Here is a 20239-nt window from a genome sequence, read left to right as displayed (position 1 = left end):
GTAGGGCGATTCTGGTTATTTAGTAAGGATTACTAAGCATATGCTGTATTCATACCGAGGTGCCCTACGTGCGGGGCTGGTATACCTGCTGGTTTCCGTTGTTTGGCTCCAGCTCAGCAACTACGCATTGATCAACTTTATCGATGAGCCGTGGGAGCTGGGGCGCTGGCTGCAGATGCGCGGTTATGTGTGGGTCAGCCTCAGCGCGTTGGTCATCTACTGGATCGGCCGGCGTTTTGCTCGTGCCCATGCATTGCAGCAACCCCTGAAAGAAAACCGCGAGCGCCTGCGCCAGGCCGCTGCGGTGTTCGATTGCACCCGCGAAGGGGTGCTGGTCACCGATACCCAAGGGCTGATAGTGCACGTCAACCGGGCGTTCATGGAGATCACCGGTTATCGCCGCGAAGACGTCATGGGCCAGCGACCAAGCCTTTTCAAATCCGGCCGCCATTCGTCGAATTTCTACCAGCAAATGTTCCAGACGCTGGAGCGCACGGGCGAATGGAGCGGCGAAATCTGGAACCGACGTAAAAGCGGCGAAATTTACCCACAGTGGCAAACCATTCGCGTCATCCACGATGACCAGGGCAAGGTCAGCCACTACGTCGCGGTGTTCTCGGATATCAGTGCCATCAAGGACTCCGAGCACGAACTGGCTCACCTGGCTCACCATGACCCGCTCACCGACCTGCCCAACCGCCTGCTGTTCACCGACCGTGCCGAGCAGGCCCTGGCCTCGGCGCAGGTGCACAAGCGTGGTTGCGCCTTGTTGCTGATGGACCTGGACCACTTCAAGATCATCAACGACAGCCTGGGTCATAATGTCGGCGACCAAGTGCTCAAGCTGGTCGCCGAGCGCTTGCGCGGCTTGTTTGGGCCCGGTGTGACCCTGGCGCGCCTGGGCGGCGACGAGTTCGCCGTGCTGGCGGAGAGTTGTCCACAGGTGCTGCAGGCCGCAGCCTTGGCACAGCGCATGCTGAATGCCATGAAGGATCCCTTCATTTTTGACGGCAACCAGCTGTTTATCAGCGCCAGCATTGGCATCAGCCTGTTTCCCAGCGACGCCCTGAGCGCCGAGCAATTGCTACGCAACGCCGACTCCGCCTTGTTCAAGGCCAAGAACGCCGGCCGCGAGGGCTACGCCCTGTACACCGAAGAACTCACCGCCCACGCACAGAACCGCGTGGAGATCGCCAGCGAGCTGCGTCGCGCTCTCGACCAGCAGGAGCTGCGCGTCTATTACCAGCCGGTGCACGACCTGCACGGCAGCCGCCTGGTGGGCGTCGAAGCGCTGGTGCGCTGGGAACACCCGGAACGTGGCCTGATACCGCCGGGCGAATTCATCCCCATTGCCGAACGCACCGGCCTGATTGCCGACATTGATGGGTGGGTGCTGGACCAGGCCTGTCGCCAGATGTGCCAGTGGCTGGCCGACGGTGCTCCGCTGAGTTTTATTGCGGTGAATGTCTCCAGCCGCTTGTTCGCCCGGCGCGAGCTGTACGAGCAAGTTGCCCAGGTGCTGCACGCCACCGGCCTGGATCCGGCCTTCCTTGAGTTGGAAGTCACCGAAAGCGCAGTGATGGACGACCCGGAAGTCGCCCTGGAGCAACTGCATCGCCTGCGCGAACTGGGCCTGCGCCTGGCGATCGACGACTTTGGCACTGGTTACTCCTCGTTGCTGCGGCTCAAACGCCTGCCAGTGCAGAAACTCAAGATCGACCAAGGTTTTGTCGCGGGTTTGCCCTGGGATGAAGACGATGCCGCGATTGTGCGCGTGGTGATCGCCCTGGCGAAAAGCATGGGCATGCAGGTGCATGCCGAGGGTATCGAACAGGTGGAGCAGGCGCGCTTCCTGCTGGACCAGCAGTGCGATATGGGCCAAGGCTACTGGTTTGGGCGACCGATGCCAGCCGACGCTATCGATTGGACCCGAGCACCCCCAATCCAGCCTTGAAATGCGCTCAAAATGTGGGAGGGGGCTTGCTCCCGATAGCGGAGTATCAGGTTAGAAAAACTTGGCTGGCCCACCGCTATCGGGAGCAAGCCCCTCCCACATTTGGATCGCAACCACACGCAACCCCACGTCCTGTCAGAAAATTCTTTCTGGTTATATAAACATTCTTAAATAGTATTTTTAAGAATATCCGCGCTTATCTACTATCGCCCTCACGCCGCAAGCAGTGCCGCCACTGCCAGGCACTATTCATTTCAGGAGCGAGACCATGAGCGCATCTCTACGTAGCGTCGACGGCCAGGACGAAGCAACCATTTTGCGTGAGATCCAGAGCGCCCTGCGCGATCTGCGGTTTGGCGCAGTGGAAATCACCGTGCACAACGCTCAAGTGGTACAGATCGAACGCAAGGAAAAATTCCGCCTGCAGAACCCGGGTAACAAACCCGCCTAAGAATAAGCCATCAGTAGGAGCGAGCTTGCTCGCGAAAAACGCCGACGATAACGCAGCGCATCAGGTTTAACGCGGTACTGCTGGGTTTTTCGCGAGCAAGCTCGCTCCTACAGGATGCCGCCAACAAGAATTTCAGGAGCTTCTATGTCGTCGATTCGCCGTTATGCCTTGGCCGCGCTGGCCAGTGCTGTGTTTGCCGGTTCCGCCGTTGCCAAGGACTACGAGCTGCTCAACGTTTCGTACGACCCGACCCGTGAGCTGTACCAGGACTACAACGCCGAGTTCACCAGCTTCTGGAAGCAGTCCCACCCCGGCGACAACGTCAAGATCCAGCAATCCCACGGCGGTTCCGGCAAGCAGGGCCGGGCGGTGATCGACGGCCTGCGCGCCGACGTGGTGACCCTGGCCCTGGCCGGCGACATCGACGAAATCGCCAAGCTGGGCAAGACCCTGCCGGAAAACTGGCAGACCCGCCTGCCGGACGCCAGCACCCCGTACACGTCGACCATCGTGTTCCTGGTGCGCAAGGGCAACCCCAAGGGCATCAAGGACTGGGGCGACCTGATCAAGAAAGACGTGTCGGTGATCACGCCAAACCCGAAAACCTCCGGCGGTGCACGCTGGAACTTCCTTGCCGCCTGGGCCTACGGCCTCAAAACCGGTGGCAGCGAAGCCAAGGCCCAGGAATACGTGAAAGAGCTGTTCAAGCACGTCCCGGTACTGGACACCGGCGCGCGCGGATCTACCATTACCTTCGTCAACAACGGTCAGGGCGACGTGTTGCTGGCCTGGGAAAACGAGGCGTTCCTGGCGTTGAAAGAAGACGGCGGCGCCGACAAGTTCGACATCGTAGTGCCGTCCCTGTCGATTCTCGCGGAGCCACCGGTGGCCGTAGTCGACAAGAACGCCGAGAAAAAGGGTAATACCGAGATCGCCACCGCGTACCTCAACCACCTGTACAGCCCGGCTGGCCAGGAGATTGCGGCGAAGAACTTCTACCGACCACGGGATGAGAAAGTCGCCGCCAAGTATGCCCAGCAGTTCCCGAAACTGGACCTGGTGACGATCGGCAAGGACTTCGGCGGCTGGAAAACGGCCCAACCGAAATTCTTCAATGATGGTGGTGTGTTCGACCAGATCTACACGGCGCAGTAAGCCAAAGTACCTGTAGGAGCCCCGCTTTTCTGTGGGAGCTGGCTTGCCTGCGATAGCATCACCGCGGTGTATCAGTTACACCGCGGTGTCTGCATCGCAGGCAAGCCAGCTCCCACAGAAAGCGCGCTCCTACAGTGGTGTTTACCCTTTAACCAAGGACTCTTATGTCGCGTCGTATCTCCCCCGTCATACCCGGCTTCGGGCTGACGCTGGGCTACACCGTCGTGTACCTCAGCCTGATCGTACTCATCCCGCTGGCGGCGATGTTTGTACACGCCGCTCAACTCACCTGGGATCAGTTCTGGAACATCATTTCCGCACCGCGCGTGCTGGCGGCGTTGAAGCTGAGCTTCAGCACCGCGCTGTACGCCGCGCTGATCAACGGCGTGATCGGTACGCTGCTGGCCTGGGTGCTGGTGCGCTACACCTTCCCCGGTCGCAAGATCATCGATGCGATGATCGACCTGCCGTTCGCCCTGCCCACGGCCGTGGCTGGTATCGCGCTGACCGCGCTGTACACGCCTAACGGTTTGGTCGGCCAGTTTGCCGCCGACCTGGGTTTCAAGATCGCCTACACCCCCCTGGGCATCACCCTGGCGCTGACCTTTGTCACCTTGCCCTTCGTGGTGCGCACGGTGCAGCCGGTGCTGGCCGACATCCCCCGGGAGATCGAAGAGGCCGCCGCGTGCCTCGGCGCCAAGCCGCTGCAAGTGTTCCGCTACATCCTTGTGCCTGCGTTGTTGCCCGCGTGGCTGACTGGCTTCGCCCTGGCGTTTGCCCGGGGTGTGGGTGAGTACGGTTCGGTGATCTTCATCGCCGGCAACATGCCGATGAAGACCGAGATCCTGCCGCTGCTGATCATGGTCAAGCTCGACCAGTACGACTACCGCGGCGCCACCTCCATTGGTGTGCTGATGCTGGTGGTTTCCTTCATTCTGCTGCTGCTGATCAACTTGTTGCAGCGGCGCATCGAACGTCCATAAGGAGGCGCGGAACATGTCCCAATCGTCTATTTCCGCCGCGTCCTCGGCCAATGCCGCCCGGCGTGGCAGTGCGGTGTCGCGACGCATCCTGATCGGTCTAGGCTGGCTGGTGTTCGTACTGTTTCTGCTGTTGCCGTTGCTGATCGTGGTAACTCAGGGCTTGAAGAATGGCCTGGGTGCATTCTTCACTGCGATCCTCGAACCCGACGCGCTGTCGGCGTTGAAGCTCACGGTAATTGCCGTGGCGATTTCGGTGCCGCTCAACCTGGTGTTCGGTGTCAGCGCCGCCTGGTGTGTGAGCAAGTACTCGTTCCGTGGCAAGAGCATCCTGGTGACGCTGATCGACCTGCCGTTCTCGGTCTCGCCGGTGATCGCGGGTCTGGTCTACGTGCTGATGTTCGGCGCCCAGGGCTTCTTCGGCCCATGGTTGCAGGACCATGACATCCAGATCGTGTTCGCCTTGCCCGGCATCGTGCTGGCGACCATCTTCGTCACCGTGCCGTTCGTGGCCCGTGAGCTGATCCCGCTGATGCAGGAGCAGGGCACCCAGGAAGAGGAGGCGGCGCGCCTGCTCGGTGCCAATGGCTGGCAGATGTTCTGGCATGTCACCGTGCCGAACATCAAATGGGGCCTGATCTATGGCGTGGTGCTGTGTACCGCGCGGGCCATGGGCGAGTTCGGCGCGGTGTCGGTGGTGTCCGGCCACATTCGTGGGGTGACCAATACCCTGCCGCTGCATGTCGAGATTCTCTACAACGAATATAACCATGTTGCCGCGTTTGCGGTGGCCAGCCTGTTGCTGATCCTGGCGCTCTTCATCCTGCTGCTCAAGCAGTGGAGCGAGAACCGAATCAACCGCATGCGCAACAGCGCCGGTGAGGAATAAGTCATGTCGATCGAAGTCCGTAATGTCAGCAAGAACTTCAACGCCTTCAAGGCCCTGGACAGCATCAACCTGGATATCCAGAGTGGCGAGCTGGTGGCGTTGCTTGGCCCGTCCGGCTGCGGCAAGACCACCTTGCTGCGCATCATCGCCGGCCTGGAAACCCCGGATGCCGGCAGCATCGTGTTCCATGGCGAAGATGTCTCCGGCCACGATGTGCGGGACCGCAACGTCGGTTTTGTGTTCCAGCACTATGCCTTGTTCCGCCATATGACCGTGTTCGACAACGTCGCCTTCGGCCTGCGTATGAAACCGAAAAACCAGCGCCCGAGCGAAAGCCAGATCGCGGCCAAGGTGCATGAATTGCTGAACATGGTGCAGCTCGATTGGTTGTCCGACCGCTACCCGGAACAACTCTCCGGTGGCCAGCGCCAACGTATCGCCCTGGCCCGCGCCCTGGCGGTGGAGCCCAAAGTGCTGCTGCTGGACGAACCTTTCGGCGCCCTCGACGCCAAGGTGCGTAAAGAGCTGCGCCGCTGGCTGGCGCGGCTGCACGAAGACATCAACCTGACCTCGGTGTTTGTGACCCACGACCAGGAAGAGGCCATGGAAGTCGCCGACCGTATCGTGGTGATGAACAAGGGTGTGATCGAGCAGATCGGCTCACCGGGGGAGGTCTACGAAAACCCGGCCAGCGATTTTGTCTATCACTTCCTGGGTGATTCGAACCGCCTGCACCTGGGCGAGGACAAGCACCTGCTGTTCCGCCCCCATGAAGTGTCGCTGTCGCGGCATGAGCTGGAGGATCACCATGCGGCGCAAGTGCGGGATATTCGGCCGTTGGGCGCCACGACGCGGGTGACGCTCAAGGTCGAAGGCCAAAGCGAGTTGATCGAGGCCGAAGTGGTCAAAGACCATGACAGCCTCACCGGTTTAACCCGTGGCGAAACCCTGTTCTTCAAACCCAAGGTCTGGCAAAAAGCCTAAGCTCAATACAGAACCCAATGTGGGAGGGGGCTTGCTCCCGATAGCGGTGTGTCAGCCAAAAATTTCTAAGCTGATATACCGCCATCGGGAGCAAGTCGAATCGTCGCACCGCCCCTCCCACATTTAGACTTCACTTGGCTTGAGATCGCGGCGTCCCACCGGGCCTGAACGTTGTTCAATCTGCTTTTGCAGGTCCTGCCGCAACCCCACCAGAAACGCCAACTCCGCCACCACAAACAACGGCCCCACAATCAGCCCCGACACATCGTCCACAAACGCCGGCTTCCTGCCTTCGTAGTAATGCCCGACAAACTGAATCACCCAACCCACTACGAACATACCGATGCCACTGCTCAGCCATACCGTCGTGCTCTGCGCCGCCAGCCCATGCCCGGCCCACACCGACAGGCCCATCAGCACCGTCATCAGCACGCCCAGGGCCAGTTCCAGGCGCAGGTAGAACCACGCCGAGAACAACGCCAGGATCACCGCTGGCGAGACCCACAGGCCACCCACCGCCCATTCGGGGCGTGACAACAGCACGGCCACGGCAACCACGATCAATGGGATACCGATAAAGTGGCTGACAATATTGCGCGGGTCGCGATGGTACGCGGCGTATTGACTGAGGTGGTCGACGAGGCTTTTCATTGTTGTTCCTCCTGTAGGATGTTTGATCATGCCCTGTCAGTCGGTGCCTAACTGTCAACTGGGCGACAATCTTCGGGGTTTCCCATGGACACAGGTATATGGCACGCGCACTTGGCCCGCGGCCATTGGTTCAAACACTTGCCGCCAGGCTTGCAGCGTAGCCTGCTAGGCGCGGCGCGCGCGCGCTCATTGACGGCGGGGCAGTTTCTGTTCAAACGCGGCGACCCGCCGTGTGGGCTGTATGCGGTGCTGGAAGGGGCGGTGCGTATCAGCGCGGTCAGCGCCCAGGGCAAGGAAGCGGTGTTGAGCCTGGTGGAAACACCGCATTGGTTCGGCGAAATCTGCCTGTTCGACAACCTGCCACGTACCCACGACGCCCTGGCCACAGGCGCGTGCACACTATTGCAGGTGCCGCAGGCGGCGATGCTCGACATTCTCGAACAGCAGCCAATGTTCTGGCGCGATATGGCCCTGCTGATGAGCCATAAGCTGCGCTTGTCATTGATCAATATCGAACAGATCAGCCTGATGCCCGCATCGGTGCGCCTGGCCCATCGGTTGCTGATGATTGCCCAGGGCTACGGTGAAATAGAGCCTCCGCGCCGCGTGTTGCAACTGCCCCAGGAGGATCTGGCGGCGATGCTCGGCCTGTCGCGCCAGACCATCAACAGTCTGCTCAAGGCGCTGGAGCAACAGGGCATCATTGGCTTGAGTTACGGCGCCATCGAGATACTCGACCTCAACCGGCTGCGCCTGGCCGCAGGCCTATGAACCGCGATACGTGGAGAAACCGTAAGGGCTGAGCAACAGCGGGATGTGGTAATGCTGGTCGGCCTGTTTGACTTGGAAAATCACCGGCACCTCGGGGAAGAACGTCTCGCGATTGGCCTTCTTGTAGTAGTCACCCGTCTTGAATACCACGCGATATTCGCCCGGCGTCATGCTGCGGTCGGCGGGAAACAGTTCGGCGATGCGCCCCTGCTGGTTGGTGACGCCTTTGGACAGCGCCTGCCACTGATCGCCCACCTGTTGTTCCAGGGTGACGCTGACACCGGCCGAAGGCAGGCCATTTTCCAGGTTGAGCACGTGTACGCTCAGCGGGTTGCCGGCGGCCAGGGCCAGATTGCACAGGCCACTCAGGCTGAGGGCGACGAGGGTCATGCTTAGGGTTTTCATCGAAAAGTCCTTTTGATAGCGATCAAGTCAGGGGGTGATTTTCAAGCCCAGTTGCTCGGCAGCCTGGACGGCGCAGGCTTCGTCCTGCGCAGCGCCACCGGCACCGGCGATGCCCAGCGCGCCGACCAGTTCGGCGTCAGCGAACAGCGGTATGCCGCCGCCGAGCAACAGCAACTCGGGCAAGCTGTTAAGGTTGGCGGCTTCGGGATTGTTGCGTGCACGCTCGGCGAATAGCCGGGTCGGGGTTTTAGTCGACAGCGCGGTGTACGCCTTGCGTTGGCTGGCGAGGCTGTTGTGCGGGCCGACACCGTCAGCCCGCAGGCCCAGCAACAGGTTGCCGCCGCGATCGAGTACCGTCAGAGCAGCCGCGCAATGGGCCAGGCTGGCGTCGGCCAGTTGGCGTGCGGTGCGCAGATCCAGCTCGGCGTGGCGTGGCAGTTGGGGCATGGCCTGGGCCGCGGTGGCCACGGCGAGGCTGAGGAACAAAGCGGTGCGATACATGCGAAGGGCTCCAGAAGGCAGGCCATCACGGTAGCCAGTGGACGCCGACAAAAGCCGCACAATTGGATGACAGGTTTGTAATCAAACCCAGGGGTAAGACATGCAGGTGTTGTTAGTGGAAGACCAGCCGCAACTGGCCCAGCGCATGGCGCAAGGCCTGAGCGAGGCCGGCTTTTCAGTGGAAGTCGCTGCCAACGGCATGGCGGCGCAGCGGTTCGTGGAAGGCGCCGAATACGATCTGGTGATCCTGGACGTGATGCTACCGGGCTTGAACGCCTGGACATTGCAGCAGGCGATCCGGCAAAAGGGCGACACGCCGGTGCTGTACCTGACCACGCCGGGCGGCATTGAAGACCGGTTGCGGGGGTTGGAACTGCATGAGGATGACTACCTGCTCAAGCCGTTTGACGCCAAGGTGTTGGTGGCGCGGGTGAGGAAGTTGTTACGCCGGGATCGTGGGCGTTGATGGCCTGGGCGACCGCTATCGGGGGGCAAGCCCCTCCCACATTCGACCGCGTTCACAGTTCAGTGTGGGAGGGGGCTTGCCCCCGATGAGGCCATCACAGCCACTGAAAACCTTCCTACCGCAACCCATCCCGAAACTGCCCCGGCGTCACCCCCGTCCAGCGCTTGAACGCCCGGTTGAAACTGCTGGTATCGGCAAACCCCAGCAAATGGCTGATCTCGGCCAACGAACACTGCGGATCCCTGAGGTGTAACAACGCCAGGTTCTCCCGGCACTCATTGAGCAGCGCATCAAACCGACAGCCTTCATCCGCCAGGTGCCGCTGCAAGCTGCGCAAACTCAGGTGCAAGGCCTGGGCAACGCGTTCGGCACTCGGCTCGCCATCGGGCAATTGCGCCTCGATGACGGCGCGCACCTTGCGCTCCCAGGTCAACGGTTGCAGTTGGGCGAGGGTGCGCTTGAGCACGGTTTCGTTGTGTTCGGCCAACTCCGGGTTGGCATCGTCAAGATGACTGTCGAAGTCGTGGGCGGCGAACTCCAGGCGGTCTTCGTCGGCGGCAAAAAACACTGGCGAGCGAAACACCTTGTGCCATGGCTCGGGGTCGACAGGCTGCGGGCGCCGTAGATAAACGGCCAGCGGCGCATAGTCACGCCCCAGGCGGTTGCGGCAAGTGCGCACATAGATTGCCGCGAATGCGTCGATGGCCTCCAGCGCCGGCGCGGGGCTGCCTTGGGGTTGGAGCAGGCGAAAGTGGTAGATGTCGCCGTGGCGGCTCAGCTCCAGGCTCAGGGCATCACTGACCACTTGGTGATAGCGCACGATACGTTCGAACACCTCGCGCAAGCTGCCGCTGGCCACCAGGGCATAACCCAGCGCATGAAATGTCGTGGGGCTGACAAAGCGCGACACCCGCAAGCCAATTGCCGGATCGCCGCTGGCCTGCACCGCCAGTTGCCACAGGCGCGTGGTTGCCGACAACGGATAGCGTGCGTTGGGGTCGTCCATCTGCTGCGGGTCGAGGCCGGCCTCGGCGCACAGCGCGGCGCTGTCCAGGCCCAGGGCGTCGAGCTGCTTGCGCAGGGCGCGGGTCCAACTGGCGAGGGAAGTGGGTTCGGTCATGGCGATTGGCGCTTGCGGTCAACAGGTTGGCGTCCGAGGCTAGCGTCCTGCCCGATCGCTTAGGGCAGGATGGACACATCAATGTACAAGAGGATGGAAGCATGGACGGTACTTCTGCAAGTCCCCAACAGATGAACGCACAACAACGTTCAGCGCATGTCCGTGAGGTGGTGCTGGCCGAGGGCGCCCGATTGCGCCAGCGCCACCCCTGGCTGCTGCATCAGGACGCCCTGGGCGCCGGCATCCTGGCGTTTGCCTTGCTCGGCATGCTCGGCTCGGCGGCGCTCTATATCAGTGGTCACCTGGCCTGGTGGGCGTGCCTGCTGCTCAACGCGTTCTTCGCTTCACTGACCCACGAGTTGGAGCACGACCTGATCCACAGCATGTACTTTCGCAAGCAGCGCCTGCCCCACAACCTGATGATGGGGCTGGTGTGGCTGGCGCGGCCCAGCACGATCAACCCGTGGATACGCCGGCATCTGCACCTCAACCATCACAAGGTCTCCGGCACTGAGGCGGATATGGAAGAACGCGCCATTACCAATGGCGAGCCCTGGGGATTTGCGCGCTTGCTGATGGTGGGCGACAACATGATGTCGGCCTTGATCCGCATGCTGCGGGCCAAGACCTGGGCCCATAAACTCAGCATCCTCAAGCGTGTGGTGCTGGTGTACGCCCCGCTGGCGCTGCTGCATTGGGGCGCGTGGTACGTCTTCCTGGGCTTTCATGCCGCCAACGGCATCGCCAGCCTGTTGGGCGCGCCGATCATGTGGTCGGCCGGCACCTTGCAGATGATGCAGGTGATCGACATCGCTGCGGTGGTGATCATCGGCCCCAATGTGTTGCGCACGTTCTGCCTGCATTTTGTCAGCTCCAACATGCACTACTACGGCGATGTGGAACCGGGCAACGTGATCCAGCAGACCCAGGTCTTGAACCCCTGGTGGCTGTGGCCGTTGCAGGCGTTCTGCTTCAACTTCGGCAGCACCCATGGCATCCATCACTTTGTGGTGAAGGAGCCGTTTTACATCCGCCAGATGACCACCAGGGTGGCGCATAAGGTCATGGCTGAGATGGGCGTGCGCTTCAATGATTTCGGCACCTTCGCCCGAGCCAATCGGTTTGAGCGCCAGGAACAGCCGGACGCCAAACTCGCTTTCAGCAAGCAATGAACGCCAGGGGCAGGTCGCGGATCTGTGCGCGCACGGGCGGCTGATAGTGGTCGTCGCTGGTCAGCTCATGCAGCAGTTCTTCGCGTAACTGGTGGAATTCGAAACTGCTGCGCTGGCGCGGATGGGGCAGGGCGATCTCTACCACCTGCTTGATGCGCCCGGGCCGGGGCTCCATCACTACCACGCGGTCGGCGAGGAAAATCGCTTCTTCCACGTCATGAGTGACCAGCACCGTGGTGATCTTGGCGCGGGCGCGAATGGCCAGGAGTTCGTCCTGCATTTGCTGGCGGGTCAGTGCGTCGAGGGCGCCGAAGGGTTCGTCCAGCAACAGGATGCGCGGGCTGGCCACCAGGCCACGGGCAATTGCCACTCGTTGGGCCATGCCGCCGGAGAGTTGGTGGGGGTAGGCGCGGGTGAAATCAGTCAGGCCCACCAGCTCGATGAAATCGCTGATGCGTCGGTTACGCTCGGCCTCGTCCAGGGGCTCGTTGACCAGGCCCAGGCCGATGTTTTGCGCCACGGTCAGCCAGGGAAACAGGCGATGCTCCTGGAACACGATGCCGCGTTCGCCGCCGATACCGCTGACGGCCTTGCCATCGACCTGGATCTGGCCGCGAAACTGCGTATCGAGCCCCACCAGCAGGCGCAGCAAGGTGGACTTGCCACAACCGCTGGCGCCGACAATCGCGACAAACTCGCCTTCGGCAATCTCCAGGTTGAATTCGCGGATGGCTTCCAGTTCGAAGCCGTCGACGTCGAAGCTCTTGCCCACATGGTTAAAGCTGACAATAGGTGCGTTCATGCGTGTCTCCAGCGAGTGGCGCGGGTTTCGATGCGTTGGCCGATCAAGTTGAGGAGGGCGCCGGTGAAGCCGACCAGAAGCATGCCGCCCATGATCAGGTCCATGCGCAGCAGTTGTTGGGCGCCGATCATCAGGCTGCCGATGCCGCCATTGGACGGCATGAAATATTCGGCGCCGATGGTGCCCATCCAGGCGTAGATCAGGCTCAGGCGCAGGCCGGCGAAAATACCCGCCGCTGCGCCCGGAAGCACCAGGCGACGCAGGCGTTGCCACGGGTTCAGGCGCAGCACTTGGGCGGCTTCGCGCAGTTGCGGCGACAGGTTGAGCACGCTGCGCTGGGTGGCTATAAACAACGGGAAGAACGCGGCGAGGGCGATAAACACCCACTTGGCCAGTTCACCCAGGCCGAACCAGGCGGTGAGCAGTGGCACCCAGGCGAAAATCGCAATCTGGCGCAGCGCCGCCAAGGTCGGGCCGAGTAGTCGCTCACTGCGCCGCGACAACCCCAGCCACAGGCCCAGGGCAAAGCCCAGGCTACCGCCGAGCAGCAAGCCGCCCACGGCCCGGCCGAGGCTTTTGCCTAAAGCCGCGCTCAGGCTGCCATCCAGCACACCGGCCATGGTGGTTTGCAGCACCGCCCAGGGGCTGACCAGGATATTCGGGTCGACCCAGCCCTGATGCGTCGCCACTTGCCAGAATGCCAGCAACAGCAGCGGCAACAGCCAGGGTTGCAGGCGTTGCCAGCCTTCATAGCGTGGCCCGCGCCGGATCTGCGCTGTGGCCGGATGGGGCCAGTGCACCCATTTGCGATCCAGCCAGCCGATGCCGCGATCCATCACCACGCCCAGCACGCCGATGACCACGATGCACACGAAGACGATATCGAGCATGAACAACTGGCGTGCCCATACCATCAGGTAGCCGATGCCTTCGCTGGAGGCCAGCAACTCCACGGCAAGCAGCGACGTCCAGCCCGCCGCCAGGGCCAGGCGCACCCCGGCCATGAACGCCGGCAACGCGGCGGGCAGGATCAGGCGGCGAATCAGCAAGTGGGTGGGCAAGCGCAGCACGCGGGCGGCTTCGCGCAGGTTGGGCTGGGCGTCGCGCACGCCCACCAGGGTATGCAGGGTCACGGGCACCACGATGGCCTTGATCAGCACCACCAGTTTCAGAGTTTCGCCAATGCCGAAAAACACCATGAACAGCGGGATCCACGCCAAGGTCGGCACTTGCGACAACGCGCTGAACGTAGGGAATACCAGGCGCTCGGCGCGGGCGCTGAACCCCAGGCTCGCGCCCAATAGCGCACCGGCGCCGATACCGGCCAGCAGGCCCCAGAACAGACGTTGCAAGCTGATTGCCAGATGGCTCCACAATTCGCCGCCGGCCAGCTCCACGGCGCTGCTCCACACCAGGGCAGGGGTTGGCAGGATCTGCTCGCTCATCCAGTGATTGCGGCTGGCCAGCCACCACAGGGCAAACAGCCCGAGCGGCAGCAGCCAGGGCAACAGGTGTTCGCTCAGTTGCGGCCAGCGCTGCACGGCGCCTTTGGACGGGGCTGCCAGAGGTAGGCTCAAAAGTGAAATCCGGGCCATGAAAGACCTCCGCTGGTGCCAAATACGTTATGTGATTTCGATCTTACAAAAACGTGATCAAGATGATTGCGAGATAAGAGAAATCATTTAAAGCCTCAGCCCTCCAGGCATCCAATGCATTCGAAGAATATTTTCGATGCTGTTCATGCATAACGCCTTGGAGCCTGCGTATTCGCTCGCATAGTCCTAAAAGCTATTAAATTGTGAATTTATAGTATTTAAAGTTTTGTACGGCTTGTGCCTACTTTCTGCTCCCCAGGCGACCGTCGCCCACCAGGAGCTGTGCTTATGAAATTGCCCTTCAAACATCTGATCAGCCTGTTGGCCGGCACCGCCCTGGCCGGGCTGGTGCAGGCCGCTGACCTCAAGGAAATCCGCATTGCTGTGCCCGACCTCAGCGCTGGCAGCCAGCACAGCGGCGGTGGCATCACCGACGTGTTACGTGAACAGCAGATCTTTGAAAAAGCCTTTGCCGAACAGGGCATCAAGATCCAGTGGAATTACTTCAAGGGCGCGGGCCCTGTGATCAATGAAGCCTTCGCCAACGGCCAGGTGGACCTCGCCTATCTGGGCGACCTGGCGGCAATCATCGGCCGTTCCAATGGCCTGGATACGCGGCTGCTCAGCGCCACCGCACGTAGGGTCAAGCACTACCTCGGTGTGGTGCCGGGTTCAGGTATCAAGACCTTGCAAGACCTCAAGGGCAAGCGCGTGGCGGTGTTTCGCGGCACGGCCAGCCAGTTGTCGTTCGACAGTGCGTTGGCCAGCCAGGGCTTGAGTGAGAAGGACCTCAAGGTCATCAACCTGGACTTCAATGCCGCCAGCGCTGCCCTGGCTGCCAAGCAGATTGACGCCACCTGGGGAGGCTCCACCCTGACGGCGCTGCAAGCCAAAGGCCTGGCAGAAATACCACTGACCACCAAGGACCTGGGCGATGCCGGCAGTATCCAGGCCGTGCTGGTGGGCAGCGCCAAATTTGTCGACCAACACCCCGACGCGGTGGCCAAGTTGCTCAAGGCCCAGCAGCAGGCGGTGCAGTGGCTGACCGATGACAACAACAAACAGGCGTATATCGCGCTTGTGTCGGGGCTGGCCAGTTACCCGCCGGTGATCCTGACCAATGATTTGAAAGACCAGAAACTCAGCGAGATTTTCCCCTCGACCCTGGACCCGGTGTTCCTGGGCAAATTGCAGGATGCGGTGGATTTGGCGTCGAAGGAGAAGCTGATCCGTCGCTCGTTTCAGGTGAGTGATTGGGTGGCGCCTGGGTTGGCGGCGGCTGGGCTTTGAGCTTATCGGTGCCTGGGCGATTGCTATCGGGGGCAAGCCCCCTCCCACACTGAACTGTGAACGCGATCAAATGTGGGAGGGGGCTTGCCCCCGATAGGGCCCTTCAAACCGCCACACTCACCTCCTGCCTGTCCACCTCCACCAACGTCTCAATCATCGCCTTCGCCGCCGGCGACAACCGCGACCCAGTGCGACTGACAATCCCGCAACGCGCACTCATGGTATCCATATTCTGCGGCAGGTTGCGCCAGTGCAGCAGCACCAGCGAACCGCTGGCCACATCCTCGGCAAAGGCTTCCTCGGTGCCGACGCCGATGGCGTTGGACTGCAGCACGATCTTCACCAGCGCCGGGAAGTGTTCGGTCTGGATGCTCGGGGAGAAATCCATGCGCCCGCTGAGGTTCGCCAGCAGTTTGCGAATGCCTTGGGAGATCAACGGCGAGGCCAGCGGATAGTCGAACATGTCGTTGGTCGACAGGCTGTCCTTGGCCAGCAACGGGTGCCCGGGGCGGCAGAAAAAGACGCCGCGTTTGGGCGTCAGTGCGCGGGTCTGGAAATTCGGGTCGGCCTCGAACTGACGGATGTCGGCGATAAAGAATTCGATCTCTTCACGGCTCAGGCTGCGACTGAGGGTTTCCCAGTTGTCCACCTGGAAGCTGGTGCGGATTTTCGGGTGGGCGTTGATAAACCGCGCCACCGCATCCGGTACCAGTTTTACCGCGGGCGCCGGGCCGCAGCCGAAGCGCAGGTCGCCGGCGTCGAGCTTGGTCATGCGCGTTACTTCACTGCTCAGCAGCGCCGCGCCGTGCACCAGGCTCAGGGCGTGTTGCAACACCACCTGGCCTTCCGGCGTAGGGCGCAGGTCCTTGTGGCCGCGGTCTACCAACACGCAGCCGAACTCCTGTTCCAGCCCCTGGATGCTGCGGCTGAACGCCGGTTGGGTGATGCCCATGGCGTCCGCTGCACGCACGAAACTGCGGTGTTCGTTAAGGGCGATGAAGTAGCGCAGTTGGCGAAGATCCATATGCTTTCCCGGCATTTTAAAAATAGGTCGAAGGCATTTGCGACCGAGCAAGCTGAGGTTTTAAATGCAAGCTCTTATTCCGTCAACGAAGCATTGATTCATTTGCTAGATCTAAATTGCATATGAATAGATCGTTGCTGGAAAGCTTCTCCACCATCAGCAGGCACATGAGGGTCATCACAATGAGCAACGCCGCATTAGCTGTTCAACCCATCGCCCACGCGCTCGACATCCACCCGGTGGCCGGGCGTATCGGCGCCGAGATCCGTGGCATCAAACTCTCTGGTGACCTGGATGCCACCACTGTCGAGGCCATCCAGCAGGCACTGGTGCAGTACAAAGTGATCTTCTTCCGTGAGCAAACCCACCTCGACGACCAGAGCCAGGAAGCCTTCGCCCACCTGCTCGGTGAGCCGATTGCACACCCTACGGTGCCGGTGCGCGACGGCACGCGCTTTCTGATGGAATTGGATGGCACCCGTGGACAGCGCGCCAACTCCTGGCATACCGACGTGACTTTCGTCGATGCCTACCCAAAAGCTTCGATCCTGCGTTCGGTGCTGGCGCCAGCGTCCGGCGGCGACACCGTCTGGGCCAATACCGCCGCCGCTTACAACGACCTCAGCGTCGAGCTGCGTGCGTTGGCTGACCACCTATGGGCGGTGCACAGCAACGAGTACGACTACGCCGCACGCAAGCCGGATGTAGCGGTAGAGAAGCTGGAGGAATACCGCAAGGTCTTCACTTCGACAGTGTACGAAACCGAACACCCGGTGGTACGCGTGCACCCGGTCAGCGGTGAGAAAACCTTGCTGCTGGGGCACTTCGTCAAGCGCCTCAAAGGCTATTCCCAGGCGGAGTCGACCCAGCTGTTCAATCTGCTGCAAGGCCACGTCACGCGCCTGGAAAACACCGTACGCTGGCGCTGGAATACCGGTGACGTGGCGATCTGGGACAACCGCGCCACCCAGCATTACGCGGTGGACGACTATGGCACCCAGGAGCGCATCGTGCGTCGGGTCACGCTCAAGGGTGATGTGCCGGTGGGTGTGCAGGGGCAGCGCAGCCAGACCACCAAAGGAGTCTAATCTGACACAGATTCAAATGTGGGAGGGGGCTTGCTCCCGATAGCGGAGTGTCAGTCACAGCATCTTTGACTGGCCCACTGCTATCGGGAGCAAGCCCCCTCCCACATTTAGTCCTGTACCGTTCTACCAGACCCCGATCTGCACCACTTTTTCCGCCTCCGGCTCACCATAGCGAAACCATTGGCCACGCACTTCGATCTCGCTGTGGCTGATGGTGGTACGCCGCTTCAACCCACGCAGCCATTCGAACAGATAACCCAAGTGAGTCTCGCGCACCTGGGCATAGGCGGGATCGCTGCCCAGGTCATTGATCTCCTGCGGGTCGTTTTCCAGGTCGAACAGTTGCGGTCGGAAGCCATCATAGGCCAGGTATTTCCAGCGTTCGCTGCGCACCATGGTCATGCGGCAACGGTCGATGGGCTGCGCCAGGCGTTCCCGGGCCGGGGCCTGGAAGGCGTAGTCGTATTCGGCAATGGCGTAGTGGCGCCAGGTGGGTTGCTCGCCCTGCAACAGCGGGATCAGCGAGCGGCCTTCGAGGCGATGGTCGGCGGCGGGCAGGCCCAGGGCGTCGAGGAAGGTGGGCAGGGCGTCGATGGTTTCTACCAGGCGTGCGTCCACGCTGCCACGGCTGATATCGGCACTGGCCCGCGGGTCGCGCACGATCAATGGCACGCCCACGGCGGGCTCCAGCAAAAACTCTTTTTCACCGAGGTAATGATCGCCGAGGAAGTCACCATGGTCGCTGGTAAACACGATCAGCGTGTCGTCCCAGCGGCCAGTGCTTTGCATGAAATCAAACAGGCGCCCGAGTTGATCGTCGATCTGTTTGATCAGGCCCATGTAGGTGGGAATCACCGTGAGGCGCACTGCGTCGCGGGAGAAATTCAGGCTCTCCTGGTGTTGGCGGAATGCCTGGTACACCGGGTGATCGCTGGTTTGCCCAGGTTGAATGGGCGCCTGGATATGCTCGGCACCGTACAGCGCGTGATACGGCGCCGGCGCGATGTAGGGCCAGTGCGGCTTGATATACGACAGGTGCAGGCACCATGGCTGTTCTGCTTGTTCGCTGATGAAGTCGATGGCGCGGTCGGTGGTGTAGACGGTTTCCGAATGTTCCTCGGCCACCCGTGCAGGTTTGCCGGCGTTGCGCATGTGCCAGCCGCTGAGGATCTCACCGTCTTCGCCTTGGGCGGCATTGGCCCATTCATGCCAGGGGTTGCGACCACCGTAGCCTTGCTCGCGCAAGTAGTGGGTGTAGGGCGCCGACTCGCGTTTGTCGTCGAACAATGGGCTGTCAGGGTAGATGCCGTCATGGCGCAGGTACGCGTCAAAGCCCACCTCATTGAGCGGCTCGGCCTGGGCGCTGTCGGGGTCGATATGCAGGCGGTGCAGCGCCTCCAGGTTCGGCGTGGCGTGGGTCTTGCCCACCAGTGCGGTGCGGATGCCGTGGGGGCGCAGGTAGTCGCCAATTGTCAGCTCTTCCAGCGGCAGCGGCACAGCGTTCCAGGCCACTTGATGGCTGCTGACATACCGCCCGGTGTATGCCGACATGCGTGACGGGCCGCAGATGGTGCCCTGGGTATAGGCACGGCTGAAACGCACACCTGCGGCGGCCAGGCGGTCGATATTGGGGGTGTGCAAATGGGCGTGGCCGTAGCACGACAGGTAATCACGGCGCAGTTGGTCGCACATGATGTAGAGCACGTTGCGTACAGGTTTGGGGTCAGACATGGGAATTTACCGAACGGAGGACAGGTGGGTTTTTTCGCCGTTCGGAGGGTGCGCTGGCAAGTGCATTTGGGGACTGGGTTCCATGCAGTGAATGCATGGGTATTGCTACCGGCGCTTTCGCGAGCAAGCCCGCGAAGGCGCCGGTTCAGACAGCGATATTCTCCAGTGTGCAGATGTCTTCATCCATCTCATCAATCTGCTTGATCTGCTCAATCATCGCCTGCGCCAACGGCGACAACCGGTACCCCGCACGGCTGACAATCCCATAGCGGGTGTAACGCTCCTCAAGGTTTTCATCCAGCCCCTCAATCCTCAGGCACACCAGCTCACCCCGCGCCATGTGCAGTACATCGCTGTTGGCGCTGACGATGCCGATGGCGTCCGAACGCAACACCACGCCCATCAGGCTATAGCCGTTTTCACACTCCACATTGGGTTGATAATCGGGCCGGCCGCTGAGGTCGACGATGACTTTGCGCAGGTTCGGCGGGCGGATGGTCACGGCCAGCGGGTAGCTCATCAGCTCGGCGGCGCTGACGCTGTCGCGCCCGGCCAAGGGGTGGCCGGCGCGGCAGCAAAAATACCAGCGGCGTGGGCGCAGGCGGTGGGTGTGGTAGTCGGGGTTGGCTTCGAAGTGGCGGGTGTCGGCAACGAAAAATTCGAACTCTTCGCTGAGCAGGCGCTTGTCCAGGCTTTGCCAGTCGTCCACCTGGAACTGCACGCGGGCCTTGGGGTAGCGCCCGATAAAACTGCCGATGGCGCGGGGGATCAAGCCACCTGCCGGTGCCGGGCCGCAGCCGAAGCGCAGTTCACCGGCTTCCAGGCCGTTGAACTGGTTGATCTCGTTGGCCAGTTGCTGGGCGCCGCTGACCAGCCGCCGCGCATGTTCGAGCAACACCTGGCCCTGCTTGGTGGGCGCCAGGTCCTTGCGGCCACGGTCCACCAATTGGCAGCCGGCACTGTGTTCCAAGGCTTGGATGCTGCGGCTGAACGCCGACTGCGACAGGTTCACGACCATCGCAGCGGCGACAAAACTGCGTTGTTCAGCGAGGGCAATGAAGTGGCGCAGCTGGCGAAGATCGATATGCATTTTTCACATTGAAAATATCCGGGAAATGCATTGGCTATGCATTAGGTGGACTCCTTATAAAGGCTATCTCTTATGCAGTAAATGTTCGTTAAGACATAAATAAATAACCTTTAGGAATAT

The 20239-nt window shown here is 61.4% G+C and carries 20 protein-coding genes; 11 read left to right on the top strand and 9 right to left on the bottom strand.

Annotation, left to right across the window (positions count from 1 at the left end; genetic code table 11):
* Positions 1 to 40: 40 nt before the first annotated feature.
* The 6 genes from dibA (at position 41) to NMB39_RS27665 (ending at position 6413) form a co-directional block, all read left to right on the top strand.
* The gene (gene dibA / locus NMB39_RS27690; protein ID WP_494339796.1) at positions 41 to 1954 is read left to right on the top strand and encodes a phosphodiesterase DibA; all 1914 of its coding nucleotides are present in this window, start codon (positions 41 to 43) and stop codon (positions 1952 to 1954) included.
* 268 nt (positions 1955 to 2222) lie between these two features.
* On the top strand, positions 2223 to 2405 hold the full coding sequence (gene oscA / locus NMB39_RS27685) for a sulfur starvation response protein OscA (RefSeq protein WP_056847244.1): 183 nt from the start codon (positions 2223 to 2225) through the stop codon (positions 2403 to 2405).
* A gap of 144 nt (positions 2406 to 2549) precedes the next feature.
* Positions 2550 to 3560, top strand: coding sequence for a sulfate ABC transporter substrate-binding protein (locus NMB39_RS27680; RefSeq protein ID WP_494339797.1), 1011 nt, complete (start codon positions 2550 to 2552; stop codon positions 3558 to 3560).
* A gap of 164 nt (positions 3561 to 3724) precedes the next feature.
* Entirely contained in the window at positions 3725 to 4543 is an 819-nt protein-coding gene (gene cysT / locus NMB39_RS27675; protein WP_057010500.1) for a sulfate ABC transporter permease subunit CysT, read from the top strand.
* A 13-nt stretch (positions 4544 to 4556) separates the two neighbouring features.
* On the top strand, positions 4557 to 5429 hold the full coding sequence (gene cysW / locus NMB39_RS27670) for a sulfate ABC transporter permease subunit CysW (protein WP_494339798.1): 873 nt from the start codon (positions 4557 to 4559) through the stop codon (positions 5427 to 5429).
* A 3-nt stretch (positions 5430 to 5432) separates the two neighbouring features.
* Positions 5433 to 6413, top strand: coding sequence for a sulfate/molybdate ABC transporter ATP-binding protein (locus tag NMB39_RS27665; RefSeq protein ID WP_057024809.1), 981 nt, complete (start codon positions 5433 to 5435; stop codon positions 6411 to 6413).
* Between the two features lie 123 nt (positions 6414 to 6536).
* Here NMB39_RS27665 and NMB39_RS27660 read toward each other — a convergent pair whose 3' ends face one another.
* Positions 6537 to 7064 (bottom strand): Mpo1 family 2-hydroxy fatty acid dioxygenase, encoded by a 528-nt coding sequence (locus tag NMB39_RS27660; protein ID WP_057024808.1) that lies wholly within the window; start codon positions 7062 to 7064, stop codon positions 6537 to 6539.
* An 84-nt stretch (positions 7065 to 7148) separates the two neighbouring features.
* Between NMB39_RS27660 and NMB39_RS27655 the strand changes: the two genes are divergently transcribed.
* On the top strand, positions 7149 to 7835 hold the full coding sequence (locus NMB39_RS27655; protein ID WP_494339799.1) for a Crp/Fnr family transcriptional regulator: 687 nt from the start codon (positions 7149 to 7151) through the stop codon (positions 7833 to 7835).
* Here the strand turns inward: NMB39_RS27655 and uraH are convergent.
* Together uraH and NMB39_RS27645 are read right to left on the bottom strand one after the other, a co-directional pair.
* The gene (gene uraH / locus NMB39_RS27650; RefSeq protein ID WP_057024806.1) at positions 7830 to 8240 is read right to left on the bottom strand and encodes a hydroxyisourate hydrolase; all 411 of its coding nucleotides are present in this window, start codon (positions 8238 to 8240) and stop codon (positions 7830 to 7832) included. The two genes, NMB39_RS27655 and uraH, sit on opposite strands and share 6 nt — an antisense overlap.
* Positions 8241 to 8267: 27 nt before the next feature.
* Positions 8268 to 8741, bottom strand: a complete 474-nt coding sequence (locus NMB39_RS27645) for a GlcG/HbpS family heme-binding protein (protein WP_057024805.1) — start codon at positions 8739 to 8741, stop codon at positions 8268 to 8270.
* A 100-nt stretch (positions 8742 to 8841) separates the two neighbouring features.
* Between NMB39_RS27645 and NMB39_RS27640 the strand changes: the two genes are divergently transcribed.
* Positions 8842 to 9207 (top strand): response regulator transcription factor, encoded by a 366-nt coding sequence (locus NMB39_RS27640; RefSeq protein WP_057024804.1) that lies wholly within the window; start codon positions 8842 to 8844, stop codon positions 9205 to 9207.
* Positions 9208 to 9322: 115 nt separating this feature from the next.
* On the opposite strand, the gene NMB39_RS27635 is transcribed toward NMB39_RS27640, so the two are convergent.
* Positions 9323 to 10327, bottom strand: a complete 1005-nt coding sequence (locus tag NMB39_RS27635) for an AraC family transcriptional regulator (RefSeq protein WP_494339800.1) — start codon at positions 10325 to 10327, stop codon at positions 9323 to 9325.
* A gap of 101 nt (positions 10328 to 10428) precedes the next feature.
* Between NMB39_RS27635 and NMB39_RS27630 the strand changes: the two genes are divergently transcribed.
* On the top strand, positions 10429 to 11499 hold the full coding sequence (locus NMB39_RS27630; protein WP_494339801.1) for a fatty acid desaturase: 1071 nt from the start codon (positions 10429 to 10431) through the stop codon (positions 11497 to 11499).
* Here NMB39_RS27630 and NMB39_RS27625 read toward each other — a convergent pair.
* Both NMB39_RS27625 and NMB39_RS27620 read right to left on the bottom strand, forming a co-directional pair.
* Positions 11486 to 12301, bottom strand: coding sequence for an ABC transporter ATP-binding protein (locus tag NMB39_RS27625; RefSeq protein ID WP_046070378.1), 816 nt, complete (start codon positions 12299 to 12301; stop codon positions 11486 to 11488). The two genes, NMB39_RS27630 and NMB39_RS27625, sit on opposite strands and share 14 nt — an antisense overlap.
* Positions 12298 to 13896, bottom strand: a complete 1599-nt coding sequence (locus NMB39_RS27620; RefSeq protein WP_494339802.1) for an ABC transporter permease — start codon at positions 13894 to 13896, stop codon at positions 12298 to 12300. Before NMB39_RS27620 ends, NMB39_RS27625 begins: the two co-directional genes overlap by 4 nt.
* A gap of 288 nt (positions 13897 to 14184) precedes the next feature.
* Between NMB39_RS27620 and NMB39_RS27615 the strand changes: the two genes are divergently transcribed.
* A complete protein-coding gene (locus NMB39_RS27615; RefSeq protein ID WP_494339803.1) occupies positions 14185 to 15186 on the top strand; it encodes an ABC transporter substrate-binding protein in 1002 nt (333 codons plus the stop codon).
* Positions 15187 to 15289: 103 nt separating this feature from the next.
* On the opposite strand, the gene NMB39_RS27610 is transcribed toward NMB39_RS27615, so the two are convergent.
* Complete coding sequence (locus NMB39_RS27610) at positions 15290 to 16210, bottom strand: LysR family transcriptional regulator (protein WP_494339804.1); 921 nt, start codon at positions 16208 to 16210, stop codon at positions 15290 to 15292.
* 182 nt (positions 16211 to 16392) lie between these two features.
* Between NMB39_RS27610 and NMB39_RS27605 the strand changes: the two genes are divergently transcribed.
* The gene (locus tag NMB39_RS27605; RefSeq protein ID WP_057024799.1) at positions 16393 to 17298 is read left to right on the top strand and encodes a TauD/TfdA dioxygenase family protein; all 906 of its coding nucleotides are present in this window, start codon (positions 16393 to 16395) and stop codon (positions 17296 to 17298) included.
* Positions 17299 to 17421: 123 nt separating this feature from the next.
* Here NMB39_RS27605 and NMB39_RS27600 read toward each other — a convergent pair whose 3' ends face one another.
* The gene (locus tag NMB39_RS27600) at positions 17422 to 19029 is read right to left on the bottom strand and encodes an alkaline phosphatase family protein (RefSeq protein ID WP_057024798.1); all 1608 of its coding nucleotides are present in this window, start codon (positions 19027 to 19029) and stop codon (positions 17422 to 17424) included.
* Positions 19030 to 19174: 145 nt separating this feature from the next.
* A complete protein-coding gene (locus NMB39_RS27595; protein ID WP_057024797.1) occupies positions 19175 to 20119 on the bottom strand; it encodes a LysR family transcriptional regulator in 945 nt (314 codons plus the stop codon).
* Between the last annotated feature and the right edge of the window lie 120 nt (positions 20120 to 20239).

The sequence above is a fragment of the Pseudomonas sp. FBCC-B545 genome, from assembly GCF_059134095.1.
Note: the sequence above shows the minus strand (reverse complement) of the source record. Positions and strands in the feature narration are given on the sequence as shown.